Annotated in this window: 8 protein-coding genes; 7 read left to right on the plus strand and 1 reads right to left on the minus strand. The window is 60.1% G+C overall.

From position 1 onward, the window contains the following. The first annotated feature begins 17 nt into the window (after positions 1 to 17). From J2X15_RS17760 to J2X15_RS17775, 4 genes are read left to right on the plus strand one after another with little or no spacing between them, the layout of a single operon-like run. Positions 18 to 659: a GntR family transcriptional regulator gene (locus J2X15_RS17760; protein WP_310345340.1), complete on the plus strand. Its 642-nt coding sequence runs from the start codon at positions 18 to 20 to the stop codon at positions 657 to 659. Continuing rightward, complete coding sequence (gene puuE, locus J2X15_RS17765) at positions 656 to 1606, plus strand: allantoinase PuuE (protein ID WP_310345342.1); 951 nt, start codon at positions 656 to 658, stop codon at positions 1604 to 1606. Before J2X15_RS17760 ends, puuE begins: the two co-directional genes overlap by 4 nt. Positions 1607 to 1611: 5 nt before the next feature. After that, the gene (gene uraD, locus J2X15_RS17770) at positions 1612 to 3423 is read left to right on the plus strand and encodes a 2-oxo-4-hydroxy-4-carboxy-5-ureidoimidazoline decarboxylase (protein ID WP_310345344.1); all 1812 of its coding nucleotides are present in this window, start codon (positions 1612 to 1614) and stop codon (positions 3421 to 3423) included. A 12-nt stretch (positions 3424 to 3435) separates the two neighbouring features. After that, positions 3436 to 4665 (plus strand): M20 family metallopeptidase, encoded by a 1230-nt coding sequence (locus tag J2X15_RS17775; RefSeq protein WP_310345346.1) that lies wholly within the window; start codon positions 3436 to 3438, stop codon positions 4663 to 4665. A 45-nt stretch (positions 4666 to 4710) separates the two neighbouring features. Here the strand turns inward: J2X15_RS17775 and J2X15_RS17780 are convergent, their stop codons facing one another. After that, the gene (locus J2X15_RS17780; protein ID WP_310345348.1) at positions 4711 to 9837 is read right to left on the minus strand and encodes a PAS domain S-box protein; all 5127 of its coding nucleotides are present in this window, start codon (positions 9835 to 9837) and stop codon (positions 4711 to 4713) included. Between the two features lie 131 nt (positions 9838 to 9968). Between J2X15_RS17780 and J2X15_RS17785 the strand changes: the two genes are divergently transcribed. From J2X15_RS17785 to J2X15_RS17795, 3 genes are read left to right on the plus strand one after another with little or no spacing between them, the layout of a single operon-like run. Further along, positions 9969 to 10997 (plus strand): ABC transporter substrate-binding protein, encoded by a 1029-nt coding sequence (locus tag J2X15_RS17785; protein WP_310345350.1) that lies wholly within the window; start codon positions 9969 to 9971, stop codon positions 10995 to 10997. A gap of 3 nt (positions 10998 to 11000) precedes the next feature. After that, on the plus strand, positions 11001 to 11828 hold the full coding sequence (locus tag J2X15_RS17790; RefSeq protein ID WP_310345351.1) for an ABC transporter ATP-binding protein: 828 nt from the start codon (positions 11001 to 11003) through the stop codon (positions 11826 to 11828). A 9-nt stretch (positions 11829 to 11837) separates the two neighbouring features. Further along, positions 11838 to 12605 (plus strand): ABC transporter permease, encoded by a 768-nt coding sequence (locus J2X15_RS17795; protein WP_310345353.1) that lies wholly within the window; start codon positions 11838 to 11840, stop codon positions 12603 to 12605. Positions 12606 to 12614: the final 9 nt, after the last annotated feature.

Consider the following 12614-nt stretch of genomic DNA (forward strand, 5'->3'; position numbering starts at 1 on the left):
CTCGGTATCATGCCCGCATGGAGCCCACCACCACCAGTTTCATCGTCGAGGCCATCACTCGCTCCATCGTGGAGCACCGGCTGCAGCCCGGCGCCAAACTAGGCGAACAAAAACTGGCCGACCAGTTTGGTGTCTCGCGCACGCTGATCCGCCAGGCGCTGTTCCAGCTATCGCAAAACCGGCTGATCCGCATGGAGCCTGCGCGCGGGGCGTTTGTCTCGGCCCCTTCTGTGGCCGAAGCGCGCCAGGTGTTTGCGGTGCGCCGCATGCTGGAAGCGGGCATGCTCCGTGCATTCATCCCCAGCGTCACTCCCCACCACATTGAGGCGCTGCGTGCCCACATCGTCGAAGAACAACAGGCCGTACGCGAAGGCAACATCACCAGCCGCACCGAGCTGCTGGGCGACTTTCATGTGCGCCTGGCCCAGCTCATGGGCAATGAGGTACTGGCCTTGCTGATGATGGATCTGCTCTCGCGCTGCGCGCTGATCACGCTGATGTACCAGTCCAGCGCGGCGGCCGAGCATTCGCACGAAGAACACACCGCCATCGTGAACGCGCTGGAAGCGCGCGACGAGGCCCTGGCCCTGCAACTGATGGACGCGCACCTGCACCACGTGGAAGCCGCCCTCACCCTCACACCGACAGCCACACCATGACCACCTACGACAGCACCCAGCCCTACCCCCGTGACCTGATTGGCTATGGCGAGCACGTGCCGCATGCGCAATGGCCGGGCCAGGCCCGCGTGGCCGTGCAATTCGTCCTGAACTACGAGGAAGGCGGCGAAAACAGCGTGTTGCATGGCGACACGGGCTCCGAACAATTCCTCTCGGAGATGTTCAACCCCGCCAGCTACCCGGACCGCCACATCAGCATGGAAGGCATTTACGAATACGGCTCGCGCGCCGGCGTGTGGCGCATCCTGCGTGAGTTCGAAAAACGCGGCCTGCCGCTCACGGTGTTTGGCGTGGGCATGGCGCTGGAGCGCCACCCCGAGCTAACGCGCCGCCTGGTAGAGCTGGGCCACGAGATTGCCTGCCACGGCTGGCGCTGGATCCACTACCAAAACATCGACGAAGCCACCGAGCGCGAACACATGCAGCTAGGCATGGCCGCGATCGAAAAACTCACCGGCCAGCGCGCGCTGGGCTGGTACACCGGCCGCGACAGCCCGCGCACGCGCCGCCTGGTGGCCGACTACGGCGGCTTTGCGTATGACAGCGATTACTACGGCGACGACCTGCCCTTCTGGATGAAGGTGCAGAAGACCGACGGCAGCGTGGTGCCCCAGCTCATCGTGCCCTACACGCTGGACTGCAACGACATGCGCTTCGCCCTGCCCCAGGGCTATTCGCACGCGGACCCATTTTTCCAGTACCTTAAAGACACCTTTGACGCGCTGTACGCCGAAGGCGATCCCAATGGTTTGAACCGCCCGTCGATGATGAGCATCGGCATGCACTGCCGGCTGCTGGGCCGCCCGGGGCGCATCACCGCGCTGCAGCGCTTTCTGGACCACATTGGCCAGCATGAGCGCGTGTGGGTGGCGCGGCGCATTGACATTGCGCGGCACTGGAAAGCCACCCATCCTTACGCCGGGTGAACACCATGCCGACACCAATCACCCTGGACCAACTCAACCGCGCCACGCTGGACGATGCTGCCGCGATGCTGGACGGCCTCTACGAACACTCGCCCTGGATTGCGCGCGCCGCCCTGGCCAAGCGCCCCTTTGTCTCGCTGGCCCAGCTCAAATACGCCATGGTGCAGGAAGTGGCGAATGGCGGGCGTGATGCGCAGCTGGCACTTTTGCGCGCCCACCCCGAGTTGGCCGGCAAGGCCATGGTGGACAACAGCCTGACGACCGAAAGCACCAACGAGCAAAGCAAGGCCGGGCTGACGCACTGCACACCCGCCGAGTTCGAGAAGATCCAGCAGCTCAACGCGCAGTACAACGCGCGCTTTGGTTTCCCCTTCATCCTGGCTGTGCGCGGCCCGCGCGGCACCGGCCTGTCCAAAGCCGAGATCATCGCCACGCTGGAGCGCCGCGTGCAGGGCCACCCCGAGTTTGAGCTGGCGGAGTGCCTGCGCAACGTGCACCGCATTGCCGAGATACGCCTCAACGACAAGTTTGGCTACACCCCCACCCAGGGCCACCAGGTGTGGGACTGGCAGGAGACACTGGCCCAGCACACCGACCCCGGCTACGCCGAGCTGGGCCAGCTCACCGTCACCTACCTGACCGATGCGCACCGTGCCTGCGCGCGCCAGATTCAGGCCGACATGCTGACCGCAGGCTGCGACAGCGCCGTCATTGACGCCGTCGGCAACGTGGTGGGGCGCTACGAAAGTGATAGCTTGTTGCGCAATGACGACGGGGGCTACGAGCCTAAAACACTTAAATCTTTGCTCACTGGCAGTCATTACGACACCGTGCGAAACGGTGGCAAGTACGACGGCCGCCTGGGCATCTACGTGCCACTGGCCTGCGTGCAGGCCCTGAAGGCCGAGGGCAAGCGCTTGCCCTACGCGCTCGAAGTGGTGGGCTTTGCCGAAGAAGAAGGCCAGCGCTACAAGGCCACCTTTCTGGGCTCGGGCGCGCTGACCGGCGACTTTGACCCTGCCTGGCTGGACCAGGTGGACGCCGACGGCATTTCCATGCGCGAGGCCATGGCGCATGCCGGGCTGGATGTGAATGCCATTTCGGCCATCCGCCGCAATCCCGCGGATTACCTGGGCTTTGTGGAAGTGCACATCGAGCAGGGCCCGGTGCTCAATGCGCTGGACATCCCTCTGGGTGTGGTGACCTCCATCAACGCCAGCGTGCGCTATGTGGGTGAGGTCATCGGCATGGCCAGCCATGCGGGCACCACGCCCATGGGTCAGCGGCGCGATGCCGCCGCCGCCGTGGCCGAACTGGTATTGCTGGTAGAGCACCTGGCCACACAAGACGGCGACTCGGTGGGTACCGTTGGGCAATTGAACGTTCCCAACGGCTCCATCAATGTGGTGCCGGGACGTTGCCAGTTTTCGCTGGACTTGCGCGCACCGTCCGATGCACAACGCGATGCGCTGGAAGAAAAAGTCCTCACCGGCCTGCGCCTGATCTGCGAACGCCGTGGTCTGCATTACAACCTGACGCAGACCATGCAGGCCAGTGCTGCGCCCAGCACACCGGCCTGGCAACAACGCTGGCAAGCCGCGGTGACTGCGCTGGGCGTGCCCCTGCACCGCATGCCCAGCGGTGCGGGCCACGACGCCATGAAGCTGCACACCGTCATGCCGCAGGCCATGCTGTTTGTGCGCGGCCTGAACTCCGGCATCAGCCACAACCCGCTGGAATCCAGCACCAGCGACGACATGCAACTCGCGGTCGACGCCTTCTCCCATCTGCTCGAACAACTGGCTGCGCAAGCCTGAGACCACCCCACCATGACCACTGCCTACGACCAACTCGACACCTGGATTGACGCGCACTTTGACGAACAGGTACGCTTTCTGCAAGAGCTGGTACGCGTCCCCACCGACACGCCACCAGGCAACAATGCCCCACACGCTGAACGCACCGCGGAACTGCTGGCCGCCATGGGCATCACCGCCGAAAAGCACACCGTGCCCGCTGCCGATGTAGCCGCAGCTGGCATGCAAAGCATCACCAACCTGGTGGTACGTCGCGCGTATGGCCCCGGCCTCACTATCGGCCTGAACGCCCACGGCGACGTGGTGCCGCCTGGTGAGGGCTGGACCCATGACCCCTATGGCGGCGAGGTTGCCAACGGCAACATGTACGGCCGTGCCACGGCAGTCAGCAAGAGTGACTTTTCCAGCTACACCTTTGCCGTACGCGCACTCGAATCGCTGCGCCTGCCGCTCAAGGGCGCGGTGGAATTGCTATTCACCTACGACGAAGAATTCGGCGGCGAACTCGGCCCGGGCTGGCTGCTGGAAAGAGGCCTGACCAAACCCGACCTGCTGTTGGCCGCCGGCTTCTCCTACCAGGTCATCACCGCACACAACGGCTGCCTGCAAATGGAAGTGACCGTGCACGGCAAGATGGCGCACGCCGCCATTCCCGACACCGGCGTGGACGCGCTGCAAGGTGCGGTGCACATCCTCAACGCGCTCTATGCACAGAACGCGCTGTACAAGCAGGTGACATCCGCGGTAGAGGGCATCACCCACCCCTACCTGAACGTGGGCCGCATCGAAGGCGGCACCAACACCAATGTGGTCCCCGGCAAGGTGGTGCTCAAGCTGGACCGCCGCATGATCCCCGAGGAAAACCCCACTGAGGTGGAGGCAAACATTCGCCAAGTGATCGCCGATGCGGCTGCGGCCTGCTCCGGTATCACCGTAGATATCAAGCGCCTGCTGCTCGCCAACTCCATGCAGCCGCTACCGGGCAACCAACCGCTGGTGGACGCGCTGCAAAAGCATGGGCACGCCGTGTTTGGCGAGCCCATTCCCGCCATGGGCACGCCGCTGTACACCGATGTGCGCCTGTTCGCCGAACGCGATATTCCGGGCGTGATCTATGGCGCCGGCCCGCGCACCGTGCTGGAGTCGCATGCCAAGCGTGCCGACGAGCGTGTGAGCCTGGACGATTTGCGCAAGGCAACCAAGGTGGTGGCGCGCACGCTGCTGGACTTGCTGCAACCTTGAACTAAGTCCCAGGGACATCGCACAAAATTCCCGAAAGTCAGCCCGTCACCGTTTGACGAAGTCGAGGGCCTGAAACTCCGCTTTGGGCACCGGCTTGCTGTAGAGATACCCCTGTGCAACCTGGCACCCATGGGCCTGCAGGAACGCCGCCTGCTCCAGCGTCTCAACCCCTTCGGCCACCACCTCTTGCCCCAGGCAACGTGCAATGGAAAGAATCGCCTTCACCAGCTCTGCACGGAAATGCTCTGTGGTGAGGCTACCGATGAACGAGCGGTCAATTTTCAGCGTGTTGATCGGGAAGCGTGCCAGGTAGCTCAGTGATGAATAACCGGTGCCGAAATCGTCGATGGCGATGGTGACGCCCATGGCGTTGAAGCTTTTCAGCATCTCCAACACTTGGCCCTGCTCGTCAAGCAACAGGCTCTCGGTGATCTCTAACTCAATCCACTGCGGCTGGCAACCGGTTTCTTCGAGAATACCGCGCACCGTACTAACCAGGTCGTGGGACTGGAACTGGCGCGCCGACAGGTTGATGGCGACCTTATGTAGGGGCTTCTCCGCACCGTTCCAATCGCAGGCAGTGCGACACGCGTCACGCAGAACCCACTGGCCAATTTCGATGATCAGTCCGCTGTCCTCGGCAATCGAGATGAACTGATTCGGTGGCACGATGCCCCGCTGCGGATTGTTCCAGCGGAGCAACGCCTCTGACCCCACCAGCATGTTGTCGCCCAAGCGAACCTTGGGCTGGTAATACAGCTCCAACTCGTTGCGTTCAAGCGCACGGCGCAATTCTGATTCCAGCGACAGTTTTTCGTCCGCGCTGGCGGTGAGGTCTTTGGAGTAGAAGCGGAAATTGTTGCGACCGGAGCGCTTGGCGAAATACATGGCCGAATCGGCCTGCTTGATCAGCCCATTCGGATCGATGTCGTCATCGGGGTACACCGCAATGCCGATGCTGGTAGACACGAACACTTCGGTGCCCTCCAGTAAAAACGGTTCATTGAATGCCGTAAGAATTTTGCTGGCCACTCGCCCAAGGTCATCGCCGCTGCGGATATCGGGTAACAAAATGGCGAACTCGTCCCCGCCCAGACGAGCCACGGTGTCATAGGTGCGCACACAGAAGGTCAGTCGAAGTGCAGCTTCGCGCAACAGGGCATCGCCGGCGGGGTGGCCCAACGAGTCGTTGATGGCCTTGAAGCGGTCCAAATCCAGCAGCATCACTCCAGCCAGTTGGCCGTGCCATTCTGCATCGTGAAGCACCTGATGCAGGCGATCGTTGAACAGGGCGCGGTTTGGCAACGCGGTCAGATTGTCATAAAACGCCATCTGATGAATCTTCTGGCGGAAGTTGTTCAGCTCAGTGATATCGCGTCCCACAGCCAGCACGGTGGCCACGGTGCCGTTGGCATCAAACTCCGCTGTGAGGCGGATATGGCTGCTCAGATCTTGTCCACTCTTGCTCACCCAGGTCAACTCAAATTCGGTGTTGACACCCGTTGCAAGAACTTCACGCAATTTTTCCTCGTAGATCTTGGATTGCTCGCCACCAGGAACCTCGGCGGGGGTTTTGCCAAGTGCAGCTTCCAAGCCGCCTTCGATGCCGTTCGCCAAGGCCTGATTCGCAAAGACACGGATGCGATCGCGGTTGTAACGGGCGATGGTGTCTGGTGTGTTCTCGATCAGGGTGCGCGACTCATGCTCGCGCTCGGCCAACGCCGTCTCCAGACGCCGCTGCTCAGTGACATCGCGTATGGCTGCGCAAATCGCCCCTGCACCGTCATCGATGCTGGGCGGACGGGACAGGGAAATGTCCACGAAAAATTCGCTGCCATCTTTACGACGACCTCTCAGCTTGGCAGCATCTCCCCCCATCTTTCTGCCCTTCGAAGGCCCACGGATAAAGCCGTTGCGAAGAGCCACATGTTCACCGCTGGCTTGTGGTGGAACCAGTGTCTCAATCGGCTGGCCGATCAGCTCGTCATCTGCATAACCAAACATCCGGCAAAGCTGCGCATTCACCAACGTAATGGTCCCTTGTTCACTCACTACCAGCATGCCGTCTGGTGCTGATTGCAGAATGCCGCGGTACCAGGCTTCGGTTCTCTGAAGTTGCGCCCTGGAAGCCTTCAGTGTTTCGGCCTGTTGCTCCATGTCGCGGGCTGCTTCTTCCAGAGTCCGATTGAGCGCAGTGATTTGGTCAAAGTTTTCCCGCAGTGCGCGCTCTGTGTGCTTGCGCTCGGTGATGTCGCGCGCTACGGTCAGGCCGAACCTTGCCCCACCCTCTTCAAACTGCACACCGCAAATTTCGACCGGATAGGTTCGACCGTCTTTGGTCCGATGACGTGTCTCAATGATGTTCATCAAACCGATCGGAGACTCCCACATTATTTTCAATAACACTTCGCGTTGTATGTCCGGGTCAATGTCGCAAGGCCCCATAGTCATCAGCTCTTCGCGGCTATAGCCCAGTGCACGGCAAGCGGCTTCGTTCACATAGTTGAAGCGAAGCTGTTCGTCGATCATGAAAATGGCATCTGCTGACATATCAATTGCGCGGTCGAGCAGCTCCAGTTGCTGCTGCGCCCGCTTGCGTTCGGTGATGTCATGCACATAGCCGTACCAGACGATGCCGCCGTCCGAATGTGGCTCAGGATGGGTGTTGGATTCCATCCAACGCTCACCGCGCGTGGGGTGAATGACCCGGTACTCCTCGTGCCAGGTTGTCATGTTGCCAGCCGACTCAGCAATCGAATCCGCCACTCGCCGCGCGTCGTCTGGATGGGTCATCGCCATAAGCGGCGTTGCGTCGTTCACAACGTCTTGCGGCCGCAGGCCGAACAGTTCTTCGATCTTCGGAGAGACATAGGGCATGCATATCGAACCGTCCGGGCGCGAATAGAACGTCCCCATCATGCCCGGCGAAGACTCGGCCAATGCGCGAAGCTCACGCTCGCGTTCAACCACAGCCTGCTGCATGCGGTAAAACTCCGTCATATTGCGCCCTAACCCCAGCACGCTGACGACACGACCTTCGGCATCGAACTCCGGTACTAGGCTGACTTCGTGGAATTGAATCTCGTCATCGACCAGGGCGGATTGACGCACAAGTTCCACCATCTGCCCGGTTGCAACAACCTGTGCGACGGCCGCCTTGACGTGCCCGTGCGTATCGGGGAGCGGCTTGCCGATGAGATCGCTTGCAGCAAGGCCCAGCGTTCGTTCATGGACGGGGTTCACATATAAATAGCGCCCATCCACATCCCAGCGCGCAATATTGTCCGGCAGGTTTTCCGCCAGCGAACGAAACTCTCGCTCACGCTCAACCAACTCATTCTGCAGGCGTTTGCGCTCAGTGATGTCCAGCGATGTGCCAATAAAGCGCACAGGTTTTCCCTGCGCATCGTATTGCGGCTCACCCTGCTCCAGGATGTATTTGACCCTTCCATCCGGGAACAACAGGCGATGCTCGACTTCGTAGAGCGAGTGGTTGCCAATGGCTTCGTTGTAGGCCTGCGTTACGCGCTCCCTGTCCTGCGGGTGCACCGTATCGACGAATGCCGCGAAGTCCGCCTTGAATTTCGTCTTGTCGATTTCCCAAATACGAAAAATCTCATCCGACCAAACGAGCTTATCGTTCACCAAATCCACATCCCAACTGCCGACATGGGCAATGCGCTGGGCATCTTGCAGCATGTGTTCGCTGTCAGCCAAAGCTTTTTCAATTGCTTTGCGCTCGGTGATGTCACGACTGATGGCAACAACATACCGTTGTCCATCATTAAACGTGAAAGGGGATTTTTGGGTTAGCAGGTAGCGCGTATTGCCATCCGCACCGGTGAGAGCCTCCTCATTGACGTTGATTTGGCCTGACTTGAACACCAGATCGTCTTTTTCCCAGAACACGTCAGCTTGCTCTTTGGGCAGAAAATCATAATCAGACTTGCCAAGCAATGCTTCGCGGGGATGGCCGAGCATGGCGCAACACGTGTCGTTCAGCAGTATCCAGTGATGCTCACTGTCCTTGACGGAGATGTTGTCGGAGATGGAATTGATGACTTTGCTGAGAAAGTTGCGCGAGTCCTCTAGCGCATGCTCCAAGCGCTTGCGCTCGGTAATGTTGTGTGAAAAGATGCTCAGCCCGACGACTTCGCCTGCATCATTGCAAATTCGCGAACCGTGGTGTTCATAGTATTCGTAGGTCGTGGTGCCCTCTTGCACGACTGCTTCCCTTGTCTCCACGGAGAGACTGTGACCCGCCAACGCAGGCCCGAATCCATGGCGGAAAAACTCCCTGAATTCCTCGCGCTCGACGATATCGATCGCGCTCATCCCGATGGCAATATCCACTCCTCTCAATTTTGAGCTTCTCGTGTGTTCAGCATTGAACATCAGGTAGCGGTAGTCACGGTCAAGTGCCCAAACGCTCACGTCGGATGCGCTTTCCATCACAGAATGCAGCAGATTGCTTTGGGCACGGTAGCGCGCTTCGCGCTCCTGATCCGTCGACGTCAATTCCTTGTTCTGGTGGTTCGACACCACGTAAGAAAGCACGGCGTCATGAACTTGGTGCGAAAGCAGCAGCATCAACCCCAGATAAACCAGCGCGATCAAAGTCATGCTGTGCTGGTCAAATAAAAATAACCACAGAGCAACTGGCAACAAAGAAGACAGCATGAATGCGCTGGATGCCTGTGGGATCGATGCCATGGTCGCGCTGGCAAATGCGCTGACCCCCGCAATCACGAAGACCAGCAGAAGGGTGGTTTGATCCCGCGGCGACTCGGGGAAGCAAAAGACAGTGAGCCCCCAGCACAACCCCGTGGCGGCCGCCCCGATCACGTAGCCAGTGATCCACTTGTTCGGTTCGGCGCTGGCGCTTGGGCCCAGCTTCAAAAAGCGACGGGCGAACAGGTAGCGAACCCCCAGGATCGACCACAGGACAAAAAGCCAGGTCAGTAGCCCCTGCCGGGCAACGGCCGGCCACAAGGCGACCACCACTAGCGATGACACCAGCAGACTGGAAACTATAGAAAGCGTTACCCGTTGGTACGCCATACGCAGCCGCGTCAGGACCAGATGCCCGACGTCACTTTGCATGCTTGCGCTGATCATCCATTCATCCTCTGTATTGCTGAGTCTTCGGGCTGTTTTGATCAGTCGGTTCAAAAGTCGCCAAAATGTTCAAACTTAGCATGCCCCTGAAGATTGTAGGGGTCAAGTTTTTTATGAAGAGATGCCCCTGAATTGGGCATCCTTCTTGCGTGTTAACTTCTGTCTGTTGAACCCAAGGAACCTTCATGAAAAAGCGCTATTTCTTGCACGCCGTGGCCCTCGCGGCAGCTGCCCTGACAGCCGGCACGGCCCTGGCCCAGGTCACCCCCATCAAGTTCCAGCTGGACTGGCGCTTTGAAGGCCCCGCGGCTTTGTTCCTCACCCCCGCCGCCAAGGGCTATTTCAAGGACGCCAAGCTCGACGTCACCATTGATGCGGGCAACGGCTCCGGCGGCACCGTGACCCGTGTGGCATCGGGTGCTTACGACATGGGCTTTGCCGACCTGGCAGCGCTCATGGAATTCCACGCCAACAACGCCGATGCACCCAACAAGCCTGTGGCCATCATGATGGTCTACAACGACACGCCCGCATCCGTCATGGCTCTGAAAAAGTCGGGCATCAAGAGCCCAGCGGACCTGAATGGCAAGAAGCTAGGTGCTCCGGTGTTTGATGCCGGCCGCCGCGCCTTCCCTATCTTTGCCAAGGCCAACAACATCAGCGGCGTGCAGTGGACCGCCATGGACCCGCCCCTGCGTGAAACCATGCTGGCCCGCGGCGACGTGGACGCCATCACCGGCTTCACCTTCACCTCACTGCTGAACCTGGAAGCCCGTGGCGTCAAAGCTACAGACGTGGTGGTGCTACCCTACCCTGACTATGGCGTGAAGCTGTATGGCAACGCCATCATTGCCTCGCCCAAGATTCTGAAAGAAAACCCCGCCGCGGTGAAAGCCTTCCTGGCCGCGTTTGCCAAAGGCATGAAGGATGTGATTGGCAACCCCGCCGCGGCCATTGAGGACGTGAAGGCCCGTGACGGCATCATCAACACCGAACTCGAAACCCGCCGCCTGAAGCTGGCCATCGACACCGCCATCAACAGCGCCAATGCACGCGCCGAAGGCTTTGGCCAGATCAACGGCCCCCGCCTGTCCTTGATGGCCTCACAGGTATCGGACGCGTTCAACACCAAGAGCCGCGTGAACCCCGACGTGGTGTGGAACGGCAGCTTCCTTCCCTCCAAAGCGGCCCTGGATGTCCTGCCTAAGAAATAAGTCATGAGCGCATCCGTCTCCCCCTGGTTTGTCGATTTTCAGGATGTATGGCTGGCCTACAACGAGGAGTTGCTCAAGCAGAGTCACTTCGCGGTCGAGGCCATCGACCTGAAGGTGCGCAAGGGCGAATTCATTGCCATCGTCGGCCCTTCGGGGTGTGGCAAGTCCACCTTCATGAAGCTCACTACCGGCCTGAAGATGCCGTCCATGGGCAAGATCCTGATCGACAACCAGCCGGTGACGGGGCCACTCAAAATTTCGGGCATGGCGTTTCAGGCACCCTCGCTGCTGCCGTGGCGCACCACGGTAGACAACGTGCTGCTGCCACTGGAAATCGTGGAGCCCTACCGCAGCAGCTTCAAGGCCAAGCGCAAGGAATACGAAGAACGCGCCCGCAAGCTGTTGCAAAAGGTAGGCCTGGCGGGTTACGAAGACAAATTCCCCTGGCAGCTCTCGGGTGGCATGCAGCAGCGCGCCAGCATCTGCCGCGCGCTGATCCACGAGCCCAAGATGCTGCTGCTAGACGAGCCCTTTGGCGCGCTAGATGCGTTCACGCGCGAGGAGCTGTGGTGCATCCTGCGCGACCTGTGGACCGAGCAGCAATTCAACGTGATTCTGGTCACGCACGATCTGCGTGAATCCGTATTTTTGGCCGACACGGTGTATGTGATGAGCAAGAGCCCAGGCCGCTTTGTGGTGAAGAAAGAGATTGAGCTGCCGCGCCCGCGCGACCTGGAGATCACCTACACCAAAGAATTTACCGACATCGTGCACGAGCTGCGCGGGCACATTGGTGCCATGCGCAAGACTGGCGCTGCCATTCACCAATAAAGCCTCTCCATGAACCATAAAAAAGTAGAACAATGGTCGCCTTGGTTGCTCTTGGTGACCGTGGTCGTGCTGTGGCAAATCCTGTGCTCGGCCTTTGATGTGTCTGAATTCATCTTCCCCAGCCCCTGGCGCATCTGGACCCAGTTCTGGGAATTCAAAGGCATCATCGCGGCCCATGCTTGGCGCACGTACTGGGTCACCATGGCTGGGTTCGGTATCGCCATCGTGGTTGGTGTCATGCTGGGTTTTTTGATTGGCAGCTCGCGCCTGGCGTATGCCGCGGTGTACCCGCTCATGACGGCCTTCAACGCCCTGCCCAAGGCGGCTTTTGTGCCCATCCTCGTGGTGTGGTTTGGCATTGGTGTGGGCCCGGCCATCCTCACCGCTTTCCTCATCAGCTTCTTCCCCATCATGGTCAACATCGCCACCGGCCTGGCCACGCTGGAGCCGGAACTGGAAGACGTGCTACGCGTGTTGGGTGCCAAGCGATGGGACGTGCTGGTGAAGGTCGGCCTGCCGCGCTCCATGCCCTACTTCTACGGCTCGCTCAAGGTCGCCATCACGCTGGCCTTTGTGGGCACCACGGTGTCCGAAATGACCGCCGCCAACGAAGGCATTGGCTACCTGCTGATCAGCGCGGGCTCGGCCATGCAGATGGGCCTGGCGTTCTCGGGTCTGGTCGTGGTCGGGGCCATGGCCATGGTGATGTACGAGCTGTTCAGCGCGATTGAAAAACACACCACCGGCTGGGCACACCGCGGCTCGCAAAACACATGATGGTGGCGC

The sequence above is a fragment of the Rhodoferax saidenbachensis genome (genome assembly GCF_031457975.1).
GTDB lineage: Bacteria > Pseudomonadota > Gammaproteobacteria > Burkholderiales > Burkholderiaceae_C > Allorhodoferax > Allorhodoferax saidenbachensis_A.

Bases quoted from the DNA above. Each gene is read 5' to 3' on its own strand.
- J2X15_RS17795 (WP_310345353.1), top strand. From the start codon at position 11,838: ATGAACCATAAAAAAGTAGAACAATGGTCGCCTTGGTTGCTCTTGGTG.
- puuE (WP_310345342.1), top strand. From the start codon at position 656: ATGACCACCTACGACAGCACCCAGCCCTACCCCCGTGACCTGATTGGC.
- J2X15_RS17785 (WP_310345350.1), top strand. From the start codon at position 9,969: ATGAAAAAGCGCTATTTCTTGCACGCCGTGGCCCTCGCGGCAGCTGCC.
- J2X15_RS17760 (WP_310345340.1), top strand. From the start codon at position 18: ATGGAGCCCACCACCACCAGTTTCATCGTCGAGGCCATCACTCGCTCC.
- uraD (WP_310345344.1), top strand. From the start codon at position 1,612: ATGCCGACACCAATCACCCTGGACCAACTCAACCGCGCCACGCTGGAC.
- J2X15_RS17790 (WP_310345351.1), top strand. From the start codon at position 11,001: ATGAGCGCATCCGTCTCCCCCTGGTTTGTCGATTTTCAGGATGTATGG.
- J2X15_RS17775 (WP_310345346.1), top strand. From the start codon at position 3,436: ATGACCACTGCCTACGACCAACTCGACACCTGGATTGACGCGCACTTT.